Here is a 15,631-nt window from a genome sequence, read left to right on the forward strand (position 1 = left end):
CTGTTTGGGGATGTGGGAACCGGCAAGTCCTTTTTCGCCGGTTGTATCGCCAACGCCCTGCTTGACCGGGATGTGCCGGTGCTGATGACGAACTTTCCCACCATCCTGAACCGCCTGACAGGGATGTTTTCCGAGGACAGGGCCGACTTTATCGCCAGCTTTGACGAGTACGAGCTGCTCATCATTGACGATTTGGGTGTGGAGCGCAGTACCGAGTATGCGATGGAGCAGATGTTTTTCGTCATTGACAGCCGCTACCGCAGCCGCAGGCCCATGATAATCACCACCAACCTGAAGCTGGCCGAACTCAAGAACCCGCCTGACCTGGCCCACGCCCGTATCTATGACCGTATCCTGGAACGGTGCGCCCCGATCCTCTTTGCCGGGAAGAACTTCCGGGAGGAAAACGCCGGAGCTACCAAGCAGGCGGCGAAAGACATTGTAAACCGTAAGCATGAGTATTTTTTTGCCGGACGGCGCAGCCCCGCCCGGAGAAAGGAGCGCCATGAGCGAAGAAACCCGTACCATGCAGACCGCAGACACCACTCCGGCCAGAACGCCGGAGGACGCCCCCGCGCTGGTAAAGAAAATCGGCAAGACCACCTACAAGGTGCGCGTCCATTTCAGCAATACCAGCACTGAAACCATGAGCGACAAAATCAAGCGTATGCTCAAAAACGAGATACAGCAGATGTGACCGGCTGATAAAGCCAGCCGCCTTGTGTTAAACTGATGATGGTACACACCAAAATTTTTTGTCAAGGAGGACACGAAAATGCTGTACACAGAAAAAGAGAAAAATGAGATTGAGCGCGTCCGTAAAGTGTTCGAGAAACACATCCAACAAATGACTGGTTATGATTTGGTTTGGTCGGACAAGGTCGGCTATGTGTGGCTGGCAATATCTATCGACCCGATCTATATTGACACCGGAAACTGGATAGAGTCCGCTGCCAGCCTTTGTTATGAGTGCTTGAATGATATAGCACTGGATGTTTTCGGAATGACTGGAAACGACCATGACTTCGAGGACGCCGATCCGCTGGAACTGGCCGAGATTAAGCGGCGCTGGAAACCCTATATCGACCAACTGCCGGAATATGCGTACATTTGCGACGAACTGCTAAGCGGCCGCAAGTAACTCTACTCGCCTGAGTGTCAGGAGCATGAAAGTGCTTCTGGCACTTTTTTTGTGGCCTTTTTGTGAATTTGATTAAAAAGTCCTTGACAACTCGTTTCGGGCAAGACTCTGAAATCCATCCTGATTAGCTGCGGTGCCCGCCTTGCCCCCTTCGATATTGCGGAGCTGCGGGAGATCATGTCGGACGACGAACTGGAGCTGGATACCCTGGGCGACCGCAAAACGGCGCTGTTCCTCATTATGAGCGACACGGACACTACCTTCAATTTCGTTATCGCCATGCTGCAAAGCCAGCTATTCAATCTCCTTTGTGACAAGGCGGACGACGTGTACGGCGGCAGGCTGCCCGTCCATGTGCGGTGCCTACTGGACGAGTTCGCCAACATCGGGCAGATACCCAGCTTCGACAAGCTGATCCTTTCCTAATTTCTGATAGTTGAAGCCATGAGAAACCTGGCTGCCCCGGTTCTCGGATTGATTGAAGCTGTCGATGGTCTCCTTGCCCAGCAGCTCCGAGATTTCTTTTAGGGTGGATTTCTCCTTGCCTCCCAAAAACAAGGTGGTGTCGCAGTTGCCCACAATGGTATCTGCGGCGTCCTTGTAGATGGTCTTTAACTGACTTTGGGACTGCAAAATAATAGAAGCCGAGATTTCCCGGCTCCGGATGGTGGCGAGCTGATGACCCAGGACGAAATCGCGGTGATGGACGGAGGCAAGTGCATCTTGCAGCTTCGAGGGGTGCGGCCGTTTTTCAGCGACAAGTTTGATAGCAAATCGGCGTTTTTTATTAGCAAGGCCGCAAAAATAGTTCGAAGCCAATTAGCAGGCATACAGCGGAAAATGTATAAAATCGTTCCGGCGGAGTGGCAAGAACGCTCCGAGAAAACGATAACAAAAAACCGCTGTAAACCATCAAAAAACGGCTTACAGCGGTCATTTTTGGCACCCCCGGCTGGGTTCGAACCAGTGGCCTGTCGCTTAGGAGGCGACCGCTCTATCCAACTGAGCTACGGGGGCTTATACAGAAAATATTCAATTTTACAGGGCTCCAGGATTCGAACGATTCGATTTTTAGGAGGCGACCGCTCTATCCAACTGAGCTACGGGGGCTTATACAGAAAATATTCAATTTTGCAGGGCTCCAGGATTCGAACGATTCGATTTTTAGGAGGCGGTCGCTCTATCCTGCTGAGCTACAGGCGCATCTAACTTTGTCAGCGGAACAAAAATCCGCCTATGCCGCATTATTGTAACCCAATTTCCGGGCGGTGTCAACGCTGAGGGCGGGAAAGATGCGGGTTTTTGTTGGTTTTTTTGCGGAAAGCTGTTGCATGGCCCGTAAGGTATGCAGTATAATTAAGAGTCGAGCTGATTATGATCTTATGCGGCGGAGGATGGACACCCCACCGCTGAAGGAGAAGGAATATGCAGAACGAGAAATTACGCAACGTAGCCATCATCGCCCACGTCGACCATGGCAAGACCACCCTGGTGGACGAAATGCTCAAGCAGGGCGGCATCTACCGTGAGAACCAGGCCACGGTGGAGCGCGTCATGGACTCCAACGACCTGGAGCGTGAGCGCGGCATCACCATCCTGGCCAAGAACACCGCTGTCCACTACAAGGACGTGAAGATCAACATCGTGGACACCCCGGGCCACGCCGACTTCGGCGGCGAGGTGGAGCGTATCCTGAAGATGGTCAACGGCGTCATCCTGCTGGTGGACGCCGCTGAGGGCCCCATGCCCCAGACCCGCTTCGTGCTGTCCAAGGCCCTGGAGCTGGGCCACAAGGTCATCGTGGTGGTCAACAAGATCGACCGCCCCGACCAGCGCATCCACGAGGTCATGGACGAGGTGCTGGAGCTGCTGCTGGACCTGAACGCCACCGACGAGCAGTTTGAGTCCCCCACCCTGTTCTGCTCCGGCCGTCAGGGCACCGCCTCCTACTCCCCCGACCAGCCCGGTACCGACCTGGTGCCCCTGTTCGAGACCATCGTCAACTATATCCCCGCCCCCGAGGCCGATGTGGACGCTCCCTTCCAGATGCTGGTGTCCTCCATCGACTACAACGAGTTCGTGGGCCGGATCGCCATCGGCCGCATTGAGCGGGGCACCGTGAAGCAGAACCAGGAGATCGTGGTGTGCAACTACCACGACCCCGACGCCGTTCCCAAGAAGGCCAAGGCCACCGCTCTGTATCAATTTGACGGTCTGGGCAAGGTGCCCGTCACCGAGGCCGATGCCGGCAACATCATCGCCATGAGCGGCATCGGCGAGATCACCATCGGCGACACCATCTGCGCCCCCGACGCGGTGGAGCCCATCGAGTTCGTCAAGATCTCCGCCCCCACCATCGAGATGACCTTCTCCGTCAACGACTCCCCCTTCGCCGGCAAGGAGGGCAAGTTCGTCACCTCCCGCCAGCTGCGTGAGCGTCTGTTCCGGGAGACCATGAAGGACGTGTCCCTGCGGGTCACCGAGACCGACTCCACCGACGCCTTCAACGTGGCCGGCCGCGGCGAGATGAGCCTGTCCATCCTCATCGAGACCATGCGCCGTGAGGGTTACGAGTTCCAGGTGTCTCCCCCCCGTGTGCTCTTCCAGGAGATCGACGGCAAGAAGTGCGAGCCCATCGAGCGCCTGGTGGTGGACGTGCCCTCCGACAGCGTGGGCGCCGTCATCGAGAAGATCGGCTCCCGCAAGGGCGACCTGCTGGAGATGACCCCCGTGGGCGAGCGTATGAAGATCGAGTTCCTGGTGCCCTCCCGCGGCCTGTTCGGCTACCGCAACGAGTTCCTCACCGACACCAAGGGCGAGGGCATCATGGCCTCCGTCTTTGAGTGCTACGCCCCCATGAAGGGCGAGATCCAGCGCCGCAACTCCGGCTCTCTGGTGTCCTTCGAGACCGGCGAGAGCGTGACCTACGGCCTGTTCAACGCCCAGGAGCGCGGCGTGCTCTTCATCGGCGCCGGCGTGCCCGTCTATGCCGGCATGGTGGTGGGCGAGACCCCCAAGCAGGAGGACATCAGCGTCAACGTCTGCAAGAAGAAGCAGCTGACCAATATGCGTGCCTCCGGCTCTGACGACGCCCTGCGCCTCACCCCCCCCCGCCAGATGTCTCTGGAGCAGTGTCTGGAGTTCCTGGCCGACGACGAACTGCTGGAGGTCACCCCCCAGTCCCTGCGTCTGCGTAAGCGCCTGCTGGACCATGCGGCCCGGATGCGCGAGGCCTCCAAGAAAAAGGCCTGATCATAAGAACAACACCGCCCCCGGCGTGCCGGGGGCGGTGTTTTATGCTAAATACAACAGGCCCCGGAACCGCAGGGTTCCGGGGCCTGTTTTTTATGCCGGGATGGTTTTCCGCTTTTTTCTCCGATGGATTGCCAGCGCCGCGATGAGCAGTACAGCCGCCCCGGCGCAGCACAGCAGCACCACAGGCAAAACATTGGGCGTGGTGCGGTCCAGCAGCACCACCTGCCCGCTGACCGGGCCGTCAAAGACCAGATAGCTGCCGTCCTGGCTGGCCTTCACCACCTGCCAGCTGCCGTCGGACTGCAGGATGGCCGCCGCCGGGTGATCGGCGTCCGCCGCCCGCAGCCGGAGGGTCACCGTATCTCCCTGGCTGCCTTCCACGGTATAGGACCAGCCCTCCACGCTCCGGTAGCCCGACAGGTCGGGCAGCTCGGTCAGCCCTTCCGCCTTTAGACCAGCGCCTGGCTCAAAAGTGCCCTCCACCAGCAGGGCGGGATGCTCCCCGCCGGAGGAGAGGGTGGCGGTGGGCTGGGTAAACTGGGCCTCCAGCACCATGGACCGGGTCAGCCCCTTGACCGGGAAGTCGGGCCACACCCCATACTCCCCGTCCCGGGCAGGCGGCTCGGGCACCAGGCTCTGGTCCAGGTCGTCCCCGTAGGCAAAGGGGATCTCGGCCACAGTCTTGCCGTCGGCCACAAAGCGGTAGGAGAAGGTGAGGAAGTCCTCGGGGATGCCGCTCAGCACCGAGAAGGCGTCAAACTCCAGCCCCTCCGCCTGACCGGCCACATCCACCCCGTCCAGCCCCGCCAGCTCCTCCAGCAGGTAGCGGTTGCCGGTGAGGGGATCGTCGGACTGACCGGCAATGGCCCCCTGGTACTCCCCGTCTCCCTGGGCCCGCACCATGGCCCGGCAGTCGGTAAGGGTGCCGCCCAGACCGGCGATGCCGCCCAGCCAGCTGCCGCCGTCCAGATCCACCAGGGCGGCGCACCGGATCACCGAACCGCCGGTGCGGCCTGCAATGCCGCCGCAGTAGTCGGTGCCCGTCTCCACCGTGCCCCGGGCGGCGCAGTCCAGGATGGAGCCGGTGGTACACCGACCGGCGATACCGCCGCCGCAGTCGTTTCTCACGGTAACGGCGCCGTCAAAGCGGCACTGCCGCACTGCCGCCCGCAGGGTGGCGTACACGTCGGAGAGCAGTTTGATGTCCTCCATGTCAAAGGTGGCCTCGGGGTCGTCCCCCACCTCGGCTCCCACAGCGCCCACAATGCCGCCCACGTTGGAGTCACCCTCCACGGTGCAGGCGGCGGTACAGGCCATGACCAGGCCGGGGCCTTCTGTAATGTCCCCCGAAAGGTCCTGGGTGGTGAGTTTGGGCTCCCGGCCCATGTCGTAGATGGCCTGACGCACCTGGTCCAGAGCCCCGATCACCCGCTGGGCGGAGGCGTGGAGGGCGGTGTTGTCCGCCCCGGCGGCCTGGGTCATCTGGTCCACCCGGTGCTCGATCACATCCAGCTGGTCCCCGATATCGTCTGCCGCCGCCTGGGTCTGCTCCCCCAGCTGGTCGGAATAGTCCTTCAGCAGGGTACGAATGGCGGAGGCCTCGTTGCTGACGGCGTCCAGATCCTTCTTACTGTCCTTGGACAGGGCGCTGCCCGCCCCCACCAGATGGCTGGCGGCGCTGTGGATGGCCTTGGCGGCCTGATCCGCGTCCTTCCGCGCCTCCTCCATCTCTTTTGAGGTATCGTGGCTCAGCGTTTCCCACCGGCCGGTGAGGTCGCTGACCAGGCCGGGCAGCTTGCCCAGGGCCTTGGAGATGGCGGACAGGTGTCCCGCCGGGTCCACGCTGGGGAAGGGTACTGCCAGGGCTCCCTTTAGGTCCAGCTTTTTCAGGCAGTCGGTCACCTGGGTGAGATAGCTGCCCAGGCTGTCCAGCTCACGGGACATGGCCTGGAGGTGGGTGCGGATGGTATTGGCCTGCTTCTCAATGCCCTCGGCGGCATCATCCAGGGCCTTCACCCCTTCCACCAGGGCGCTGTCGGCGCTGTCCAGCATTTTACTCAGACTGCGGCGCAGCTGGGCGGTACCGTCCAGCAGATCATCCAGGTCGTCCCCGGCCTCATTGGAAAAGGTATCCACATGACCCCGGAGGCCGTCCAGGGCATCCCCCAGGGCGGCGGCATGGCTGTCCAGCTGGTCGGTCATATCGCTGTAATCAGTGAGACCCTGGTCCCCGGCCTGCTGGGCCCGGTCCCGGATCTGACCCACCGCCTCATGGATGACCTGGGCGTCCTCCACTCCCTGGCCCACCATGCCGCTGAGCTGGTCGGCAAAGCCCTCCATCTCATCAAAGAGGACCCCCAGGCTGTCGTTGAGGCTGTCGGCGGGAGAGTCGCCGTAGCGCACCTCCACATTGGGTTCGAACTGGCCCACGATGCCCCCCACGTCCTTCCGGCCCAGAATATGTCCGGTATTGGAGCAGTTGGTGATGGAGCCGGACTGGAGTCCCGCAATGCCGCCGGTGTTGTAGCCCAGGTGCTGATAGCCCACAGTTCCGGAATTGGAGCAGCCGTCAATGTTGCCCCGGGACAGCCCGGCGATGCCGCCGGAGTTGGAGGGTATATCCTGATCGGAGGCGGTATTGATCTCCCCGGCGTTGGTGCAGCCGGTGATAGCGCCCAGATTCTGCCCGGCAATGCCGCCGGCGTTGCTGGGGGCGGAGATTGCGGCCTGGTTGGAACAGCCCGTCACGGTGCCGCTCTCCCCGTTGAGGCCCACCAGGCCCCCCACGTCCTCCTGACCGGAGACCGAGCCCTTGACGGTACAGTTACGCACGGCGCCGTAGTTCTCACCGGCCACCAGACCCACCTGGCCTCCGGTGCCGCCGGGGGCGAGGGTGCCCTCCACCGTCAGGTCCTCCACCTGTGCGCTCTCGGTGAGGGTGCGGAAGAGGCCCACCTTGGACCCCTTGTCGGAGAAGGACAGGCCGGTGATGGTATGGCCATTGCCGTGGAAGGTACCCTGGAAGATGGGAATGGAGGTAAAGTCTGTGCCGCTGAGATCCAGATCGGCGGTCAGCTCCGCCGTCACCCCCACCGACCAGGTATCCTTGGTACAGCTGCGGGCAAAGTCCAGGAAGGCGGACTCGTCCCCGATGGTCACCGTTCCCGCCGCCCGGGCGGGAGGCAGCAGGGAGCAGAGGAGGGCAGCCGCCAGCAGCAGGGCGGTTACGGGTCTGTTGTGCTTCATGGCTGATCCTCCTGTTCCTGCTCCTCGATTTGGAGCTCCTGATACTTGCTTTCGATGAGGGCGTCCACACTGCCGTGGATGACCCCCTTGAATTCGCCGTCCACAAAGCCGGATACATGGCCCCGGACGTGGCCGTCCAGCCGCATGGTGCCCTTGTTGAACCGCTGGGACCGGTCCCGGTTGAGGGAGATGGCGGTGCGCTCGATGATGGCGTCGCCCAACAGCAGCAGCTGGGGCAGCACGGTCATCACCAGGAAGATGGAGGTGACGGTGCCCCGGCCCAGGGTGAGGCCCACCGAGCCGATGGTGGCGTCGGTGGAGATGCCGCCGATGAGGAAGCCGGCCACCGCCATGATGGTGCCCGAAGTGAGGATGGTGGGGAAGCTCTGGCTCAGGGCCTCCACCACCGCCTTCCGGGGCTCCATGCGGGTCTTCAGCTCCAGATAGCGGTTGGTGATGACGATGGCGTAGTCGATGGTAGCGCCCATCTGGATGGAGCTGACCACCAGGTAGCTGAGGAAAAACAGATTGGTGCCGGTGAGTACCGGGAAGGAGAAGTTGATCCAGATGGAGCCCTGGATGGTGAGCACCAGCAGCACCGGCAGACCGGCGGACTTGAAGGTGAACAGCAGGATCACCACAACGAAGAGGGCGGTGAGTACGCTGATCTTCAGGTTGTCGCCGGAGAAGGAGCTGGCCAGGTCAAAGGCGTTGGTGGAGTTGCCCACCAGCACCACGTCGTCATAATAGTCCTGGCCGATGGCGCGGATCTCGTCCAGCAGGGCGTAGGTGTCCTCCCCCTCGGTGGGCACGTCGGCCACAAAGACCAGCCGGGACCACTCCGTACCCTGGAGCTGCTTGAGTCCCACGTCCAGCTGTTCCTGCAAATCCTCCACCTTTTGGGCCTGGTCGCCGGTGAGGCTCACCACGCCCTTGTCCTTCTGCTCCAGCAGGAACTGGAAGATATCCAGCAGAGGCACCGAGTAGTCGTCCGGGTTCTGGAAGATGGAGCCGTACTCCTCCACGCTCAGGCCGTAGGCCTGGAAGAGCAGCCGGGCCAGCTCCACGTCCACCCCGGCCAGTTCGGCAAACTGCCGGGGGGTGATGTCGTCGGTGAGCATCCGGCCCGGTTCCACCTCGATGTTGGCAAGGCCGGTGACCTGGGTCACCTGGGGCAGGGCCTCCACCCGCTCCAGGATGCGGCCCTCCTTTTGATAGTCCCCCCGGGGCACCAGCATGGCGATGGTATTCTTCTTGCCAAAGGTATCGGTCACCTTTTCGGCAGCCAGCTGCCAGTCCGGCTTGTTGGAAAAATCGGCGTCGTTGGTGTCAAAAACGTAGGCGCAGTGGCTGGACAGAATCGCCCCGGCAATGACCACCACCAGGAAGATGGGGGGGAGCACAAAGCGCAGCTTGACCACCCCTTTGCCCCAGAAGTTGATCTTGGGCACCAGATTTTTGTGGCGGGTGCGGTCGATGGGCCCCTGGAACACCATCAGCAGGCCGGGCATCAGCAGGAAGACGCACAGCATGGAACACACGATGCCCTTGGCCAGCACGATACCCATATCAAAGCCGATGCGCAGCTGCATGAGCATCAGGGCCACTAGGCCGGAGATGGTGGTCAGGCTGGAGGAAGAGATCTCCACAATGGCCTTGCTCAGGGCGGCAATGTCCGCCTCCCGGGGCTCCAGGCCGCCGTCCCGCTCCTCCATATACCGGTGACAGAAGATGATGGCGTAGTCGATGGCCAGGGCCAGCTGAAGCACCACGGCGATGGCGTTGGTAATGAAGGAGATGGTGCCGAAGAGAAAGTTGGTGCCCATGTTGAGCACCGCCGCCGCGGCAAAGACGATGAGGTAGACCGGCACCTCCATGTAGCTCTTGGAGGTGAAGAGAAGCACCACCACGATGACAGCGGCGGCGATGAGGAGGATGACGGTCATCTCCTGCCGCAGGGAGACCGAGATATCCCGGCCCACCTCGGTGGACAGGGACACGTCGTACCCCTCCAGCAGGTCCTCCACTCGGTGGAGCGCCTCCACGGTCTCCTGGTCCCCGGTCTCCCCGTCGAAGGAGAGGGAGAAGAGGGCGGCGGAGCCCTTGTAGTGGTCGGCGGTGCCGTCAAAGGCCACCTCCGACACCCCCTCCACCTCCTCCAGCCGTTCGGCCAGGGCGGCGGCGGTGTCATAGGTCACGTTGGACACCATCACGTCGGCGGTGGCCAGGGTGACGAACTGCTCCTCCATCAGGGTCAGGCCCCGGCGGGTCTCGGTGTTCTCCGGCAGGTAGGAGGTGATGTCGTTGTTGATCTGTACCTTGCTGACGGAGGCCCCGCAGAAGATGACGGCGGCGATAAAGACCAGGAAAAAGGCCTTCCGCTTGTCCACAATGAAGCGGGCCAGTCTGGTCATGGGTGTCTCGGTTTTTTTGTCCGTTACCATAGGCGGTTTCCTCTCAGCGGTCGGGAATAAAGCGGGCCAGGTGGTCCAGCAGGACCTCCTCCGGCACCGGGTCGGGGCTCACCAGCCACCAGCGCAGCAGGGACAGCATGGCCCCCACATAGAAGCGGGCGGCGATCCGGGGGTCCACCCCCGGCAGGGCATCGGGAAAGGGGGGGCGGCTCATGCGGGCGCACAGCTCGTTGGCCGCCGCCTCCTCCAGCAGACGGGTCTGGGTGTCGGCGCCGCTGTCCAGGCAGGCCCGGTACAGGGCCCTCCGCTCCTTGAAAAAGGCCAGGGTGCTGCGGGCCGCCGCCAGAAAAAACGCCCTGGGGGTGGGGGCGTCCTGGGGAATACAGGCGTCAATGCACGTCTGCTCCAGCTGGGTCAGCAGATAGTGGAGCAGCTCCTGCTTGTCGTTGAAATGGGCGTAGAAGGTGGTGCGGTGGACCAGGGCCCGGCGGCAGATGTCGGTCACCGACAGCTCCTGAAAGGGCCGCTCCTCCATCAGCTCCACCAGGGCCTGGGTCAGCTGCCGCCGGGTCTTGCGCTGGCGCAGATCCAGATTGTCCTCTCGCTTCTCCTCCACAGGGGTCCCTCCTTTCATAGCGGCAACAGCATACTACAATAAACTACATGTGTCAAGTTAAAATACAATTGTAGATTAAAATGGGAGGCAAGGTACCTGGATTTACAGGTTGCTTTTTCCTGGGCAAACCATTATAATGGAGGCATCTAATTATGGAAACCTATGCAGCTGACGGAGGGAAATGTATGAAAGGAAAGAGATTTGCCGCCCTTTTGCTGGCGCTGGTCATGACAGTGTCACTGCTGGCAGTGCCAGCCGCCGCGGTGAGCTTTACCGACATGCAGGGCCACTGGGCCCAGGAGGACGTGGAGTATCTGGCCGGTCTTGGCATTGTCAAGGGTACCAGCGCCACCACCTTCGCCCCCGCTCAGAAGATGACCGCCTGCGAGGCCCTGCTGTTCTGTTCCCGGGCCACCGGCGTGTCCGCCGCGGATAAAAAGCAGATCGCCGCCGACCGGGCCGACCAGCTGAAGGAGATCCTGCCTGAGAACGTCTACAGCTGGGCGGAGGAAGAAATGGCCGTCTGTCTGGAGACCGGTATCATCAGCGTCAGCGAGCTGGAGGCCATGTGCGACTCCGGGGCCCTGCTCAAGTCCATCACCCGCGAAAACCTGTCCATGTATCTGGTGCGGGCCATGCAGCTGGAGCCCATGGCCAAAAACCTGACCAACTATTCCATGAGCTTTGCCGACACCGTCTCCATCTCCCAGGTGCTGCGGCCCTATGTGTATCTGCTCAATACATACGGCATTGTCCAGGGCAACACCGCCAACGAGTTTATGCCCCAGGGCAGCCTGACCCGGGCGGAAATGGCCACCATGCTCCGCCGTGCCATCGACTTTATGGATGAGCAGGGCATCTATGCCGAGCTGCCCGCCTACACCGACTACCAGTGGGTGGGCGGCGTCATCGACGCGGTGAGCTCCACCAGCAACGGCGCCACCCTGCTCACCATCACCGGCAATCTGACCGATACCTTTGGCATTTCCGTGCCCGCCAACGTGCCCATCTATGAAAACAACATCCGCACCACCCCCAACTCCCTGCGTGCGGGCCAGTATGTCCGGGTGAACCTGGACGACAAGGGGGCGGCTCAGGCGGTCCGTCTGGGCGGGACCCTGACCAGCCTCAGCGGCAGCATCACTGAGGTATCCCAGGACAGCATCACCATCAGTGTCAGCGGCACCAGCAAGCGGCTGGACATTGACCGCTTTACCAGAGTCCAGGTGGGCCAGCTGGTGGGCGATCCTTCCCTGATCGAGCCCGACGCCGGTTATACCCAGGCCCAGTGCTGGGTGGACGGCATGGGCCATCTGGCCGAGCTGAAGCTGTCCGGCGGCACCCGTTCCGCCGAGGGCTTCCTCACCGGCGTGGAGAACACGTCCGGCGGCCAGACCATTACCGTCTCCGCCTTTGACGGCCAGCGCGCCCAGTACACCCTGGTGTCCGGCGCCGCCGTCACCGTCAACGGCAAGGCGGGCTCCATTACCGTGTCCAACAAGGGGGACTATGTGAGCCTGCGGGTGTCCAACGACAACGCCGGCACCGTGGTGAGCGCCGCGGTGGATACCGTGTCCGACTATGTGCAGGGCCCCATCAAGAGCATCAGCTTCACCAAGGACCCCTACGAGATCACCGTGGAGGACAGCCTCACCGGCCGCTCCCGCACCTACCCCATCGCAAGCAACGCCATTGCCCGCTATGACGGAGAGGAGATCACCGTCAAGGAGGTGGCCCGCAACAACTTTGCCACCCTTCAGATCTCCGGCGACCAGGTGGTGCTGCTGGACACCTATCCCGGCTCCACCACCACCCAGGGCGTGATCGAGAGCATCACCTACGCCAGCCCCACCACCCTGGCGGTGCGCACCCCCCAGGGCACTACCGCTACCTTCTCCATTGATCTGACCAACCTGCCCGACATTGAGCGGGACGGCAAGACCAGCTCCATCGACAAGCTGCGCAGCGGCGACAGCGTCACCGTCACCGTCCGCTACAACGAGGTGTATGAGATCGAGGCCACCTCTCAGAACGCCACCCTGTCCGGCACCATCACCCGGGTGATCCAGGACACCACCGGCGTCAGCATCGACGTGCGCTTCTCCGACGGCTCCACCGACACCTACCAGGCGTCCGAGGGCGTGTCGGTGATCCAGAAGGGCTCCGTCATCTCCCTCTACTCCCTCAAGCCCAACGATGCGGTGGATCTGACTCTCAGCGGGGACGAGATCGTGGCCATTGAGGTCACCGGCAGCTCCTCCTCTTCCACCCAGATCACCGGCTCGGTGCTGGTGGTCAACACCAAGGACGACACCCTGATGATCAGCCTGGAGGACGGCACTCCCCTCACCGTGGATGTGGAGGACGCCAGCTTCGTTACCATTTCCGGCTCCTCCACCAGCCTGAGCAAGCTGGCGGCGGAAGATCGGATCCAGCTGTACGGACAGTACTCCGGCAATCTATTCGTTGCCACCCTGGTGGTCAAACTGTAATTGTTCAAATTTTGCGGGGCCCGACTCATCTGAGCCGGGCCCCGATTTGTCAAACTGTTTTGACAAATCGGGGCGTTATTGACTGGACGCGAAAGACAACCCTGACGATTTTCTTTCACACTATCTTTCCCTCCGAAGCCTCGGCCTGGAGCGCTTAATTCGTTAAAGCCCGGCTTTTATGCGCCGGGCCCTATACTTGACTTGACTTTTGGGCCGCAAATGAATAAAATAAGTAGCACCCATGCGTATTTTGATAAAAAAGGATTGAGATAGATATGGCACAGGACAAAAAGCAGGTGGAACAGATTACCGATATGGAGGTGGACTTCGCCAAGTGGTTCACCGACGTGTGTAAGAAGGCGGAGCTCATCGACTACTCCTCCATCAAGGGCGTGTTCATCTACCGCCCCTACGGCTACGCCATCTGGGAAAACTTCCAGAAGATTCTGGATGAGAAGTTCAAGGAGACCGGCCACGAGAACGTGTACCTCCCCCTGCTCATCCCCGAGTCCCTGCTCCAGAAGGAGAAGGATCACGTGGAGGGCTTCGCCCCCGAGTGCGCCTGGGTCACCATGGGCGGCTCTGAGAAGCTGGAGGAGCGCTACTGCATCCGGCCCACCAGCGAGACCCTGTTCTGTGAGCACTACAAGAACATCATCCACTCCCACCGGGACCTGCCCAAGCTGTACAACCAGTGGTGCTCCGTGCTGCGTTGGGAAAAGACCTCCCGCCCCTTCCTGCGTCACCGGGAGTTCCTGTGGCAGGAGGGCCACACCATGCACGCCACCGCCGAGGAGGCCATTGCCGAGACCGAGCAGATGTTCAACATCTACGCCGACTTCTGCGAGAACTACCTGGCCATGCCCGTGGTGAAGGGCCGCAAGACCGACAAGGAGAAGTTCTCCGGCGCCGAGGCCACCTACACTGTGGAGTGCATGATGCACGACAAGAAGGCCCTCCAGGCCGGTACCTCCCACTACTTCGGCGACGGCTTCGCCACCGCCTTCGACATCACCTTTACCGGTGAGGACAACAAGCCCCACCACCCCTTCCAGACCTCCTGGGGCGTGTCCACCCGCCTCATCGGCGGCGTCATCATGACCCACGGCGACAACAACGGTCTGGTGCTGCCCCCCCGCATCGCCCCCACCCAGGTCATCATCATCCCCGTGGCCCAGCACAAGGAGGGCGTCATCGAGGCCAACGAGGCCGTCATGAACCGCCTGAAGGCCGCCGGTATCCGGGTGAAGATGGACGCCTCCAAGCAGTCCGCCGGCTGGAAGTTCGCCGAGTACGAGATGAAGGGCGTGCCCCTGCGTCTGGAGATGGGTCCCAAGGACATGGAGAAGAACCAGTGCGTGCTGGTCCGCCGGGACAACGGCGAGAAGAGCTTCGTTTCCCTGGACAACATCGAGGAGACCGTCCAGACTATGCTGGACGCGGTGCAGCAGGGCCTGTACGACAAGGCCAAGAAGAACCTGGACGAGAACACCTATGCCTGCTCCACCGTGGAGGAGGTCAAGGAGAAGATGTCCACCCAGGGCGGCTTTGCCAAGACCATGTGGTGCGGCGACGAGGCCTGCGAGCTCAAGATGAAGGAGATCGCCGGCGTGTCCTCCCGCTGCATCCCCCTGGAGCAGGAGCACCTGGGCGACGTGTGCCCCGTCTGCGGCAAGCCCGCCAAGCACATGGTGTACTGGGGCGTGGCTTACTAATCACCCAAACCCATACGACAAAAAAGGACCCGGAGCATGGCTCCGGGTCCTTTTTGTTTTATTCCTCTACGCCGTACCAGGCCAACAGGGATTCCACCATGCCGTCCACGATCTTGGCTTGATACTCCGGGGTCTCCATAAGGGCGTCCTCCCGGGGATTGGTCATAAAGCCCATCTCAATGAACACGCAGGGCATGGTGGAGAAGTTGAAGGCGGTCAGGTCGGAGCGCTGGACGGTGCCCAGGTTCTTGGCCCCCGTATGCTCGCACACCGCCTCGATCATCAGCTCTCCCAGCCGGGCGCTCTCCTCCACGATGGAGGGGGTACCCAGCAGGTCCCCGTAGGGCACCAGCACCATGGCTCCGTTGTAGTCCGGGTCGGTCCAGCCGTTGGCGTGGATGCTGATGTGTACGTCGGCCCCCGCCTCCTGGGCAATCTTGCACCGGTCGATGCCCCCCAGGGTGATCTCGGACACCTCCCGGGTCATCACTACCTCGGCTCCCAGCGCCTCCAGGGCGTCCCGGAGCTGGAGCCCCACCGCCAGGTTGAGCTGCTCCTCGGTCTGGTTGGCTCCGGCGGTGCCGCCGCCAAAGAGGTACTTGGTCTCATCGGACAGGGGAGAGACCAGCTCCCGCTGGCCGGTGCCGGTCAGCGGGGTGACGCAGTGGCCGGGGTCCACGCAGATCACCGCCCCCTCCAGGGGCAGCGGGGTGGGTGTGGGCTCCGGCGTGGGCGTGGGGGTAGGCTCAGGG

General features: G+C 61.8%; 10 protein-coding genes, 1 tRNA gene and 2 pseudogenes. 7 read left to right on the top strand and 6 right to left on the bottom strand.

The genetic code is table 11. From position 1 onward, the window contains the following. The 4 genes and pseudogenes from B5G42_RS16060 to B5G42_RS16075 all read left to right on the top strand — a co-directional run. Nucleotides 1–459, top strand: a pseudogene (locus tag B5G42_RS16060) (ATP-binding protein); the annotation flags it as partial. 46 nt (nt 460–505) lie between these two features. Beyond that, nucleotides 506–697 carry a transposon-encoded TnpW family protein gene (locus B5G42_RS16065; protein WP_087272529.1) on the top strand — a complete coding sequence of 64 codons (192 nt, stop codon included), beginning with the start codon at nt 506–508 and terminating at the stop codon, nt 695–697. A 78-nt stretch (nt 698–775) separates the two neighbouring features. Continuing rightward, the gene (locus B5G42_RS16070) at nt 776–1,141 is read left to right on the top strand and encodes a hypothetical protein (RefSeq protein WP_071429084.1); all 366 of its coding nucleotides are present in this window, start codon (nt 776–778) and stop codon (nt 1,139–1,141) included. Nucleotides 1,142–1,306: 165 nt separating this feature from the next. Then, complete coding sequence (locus tag B5G42_RS16075; RefSeq protein ID WP_242961259.1) at nt 1,307–1,567, top strand: type IV secretory system conjugative DNA transfer family protein; 261 nt, start codon at nt 1,307–1,309, stop codon at nt 1,565–1,567. Here B5G42_RS16075 and B5G42_RS16080 read toward each other — a convergent pair. After that, nucleotides 1,559–1,816, bottom strand: a pseudogene (locus B5G42_RS16080) (TraG/TraD/VirD4 family protein); the annotation flags it as partial. The gene B5G42_RS16075 and the pseudogene B5G42_RS16080 sit on opposite strands and share 9 nt — an antisense overlap. A gap of 265 nt (nt 1,817–2,081) precedes the next feature. After that, nucleotides 2,082–2,158, bottom strand: a tRNA-Arg gene (locus B5G42_RS16085). Nucleotides 2,159–2,566: 408 nt separating this feature from the next. On the opposite strand from B5G42_RS16085, the gene typA reads away from it, so the two are divergent. Further along, nucleotides 2,567–4,393: a translational GTPase TypA gene (typA, locus tag B5G42_RS16090; RefSeq protein ID WP_087272531.1), complete on the top strand. Its 1,827-nt coding sequence runs from the start codon at nt 2,567–2,569 to the stop codon at nt 4,391–4,393. A gap of 93 nt (nt 4,394–4,486) precedes the next feature. Here typA and B5G42_RS16095 read toward each other — a convergent pair whose 3' ends face one another. The 3 genes from B5G42_RS16095 to B5G42_RS16105 are packed head-to-tail and all read right to left on the bottom strand — an operon-like array spanning nt 4,487 to nt 10,672. After that, entirely contained in the window at nt 4,487–7,642 is a 3,156-nt protein-coding gene (locus B5G42_RS16095) for a hypothetical protein (RefSeq protein ID WP_087272534.1), read from the bottom strand. Next, complete coding sequence (locus B5G42_RS16100; protein ID WP_242961258.1) at nt 7,639–10,056, bottom strand: efflux RND transporter permease subunit; 2,418 nt, start codon at nt 10,054–10,056, stop codon at nt 7,639–7,641. Before B5G42_RS16100 ends, B5G42_RS16095 begins: the two co-directional genes overlap by 4 nt. Before the next feature lie 43 nt (nt 10,057–10,099). After that, the gene (locus B5G42_RS16105) at nt 10,100–10,672 is read right to left on the bottom strand and encodes a TetR/AcrR family transcriptional regulator (protein WP_162611132.1); all 573 of its coding nucleotides are present in this window, start codon (nt 10,670–10,672) and stop codon (nt 10,100–10,102) included. A gap of 185 nt (nt 10,673–10,857) precedes the next feature. Here B5G42_RS16105 and B5G42_RS16110 point away from each other — a divergent pair, with 185 nt between their 5' ends. Both B5G42_RS16110 and proS read left to right on the top strand, forming a co-directional pair. Continuing rightward, nucleotides 10,858–13,164: an S-layer homology domain-containing protein gene (locus B5G42_RS16110; RefSeq protein WP_087272547.1), complete on the top strand. Its 2,307-nt coding sequence runs from the start codon at nt 10,858–10,860 to the stop codon at nt 13,162–13,164. 275 nt (nt 13,165–13,439) lie between these two features. Continuing rightward, nucleotides 13,440–14,879, top strand: a complete 1,440-nt coding sequence (proS, locus tag B5G42_RS16115) for a proline--tRNA ligase (RefSeq protein ID WP_087188904.1) — start codon at nt 13,440–13,442, stop codon at nt 14,877–14,879. A 58-nt stretch (nt 14,880–14,937) separates the two neighbouring features. Here proS and B5G42_RS16120 read toward each other — a convergent pair. Continuing rightward, nucleotides 14,938–15,631, bottom strand: a 694-nt coding sequence (locus B5G42_RS16120) for an N-acetylmuramoyl-L-alanine amidase family protein (protein WP_140399874.1), incomplete at its 5' end; no start/stop codon positions are given.

The sequence above is a fragment of the Flavonifractor sp. An91 genome, from assembly GCF_002159225.1.
Lineage (GTDB): Bacteria > Bacillota > Clostridia > Oscillospirales > Oscillospiraceae > Flavonifractor > Flavonifractor avicola.

Coding starts and splice junctions, on each gene's coding strand:
- B5G42_RS16110 (WP_087272547.1), top strand. CDS start 10,858: ATGAAAGGAAAGAGATTTGCCGCCCTTTTGCTGGCGCTGGTCATGACA.
- B5G42_RS16100 (WP_242961258.1), bottom strand. CDS start 10,056: ATGACCAGACTGGCCCGCTTCATTGTGGACAAGCGGAAGGCCTTTTTC.
- typA (WP_087272531.1), top strand. CDS start 2,567: ATGCAGAACGAGAAATTACGCAACGTAGCCATCATCGCCCACGTCGAC.
- B5G42_RS16065 (WP_087272529.1), top strand. CDS start 506: ATGAGCGAAGAAACCCGTACCATGCAGACCGCAGACACCACTCCGGCC.
- B5G42_RS16070 (WP_071429084.1), top strand. CDS start 776: ATGCTGTACACAGAAAAAGAGAAAAATGAGATTGAGCGCGTCCGTAAA.
- B5G42_RS16095 (WP_087272534.1), bottom strand. CDS start 7,642: ATGAAGCACAACAGACCCGTAACCGCCCTGCTGCTGGCGGCTGCCCTC.
- proS (WP_087188904.1), top strand. CDS start 13,440: ATGGCACAGGACAAAAAGCAGGTGGAACAGATTACCGATATGGAGGTG.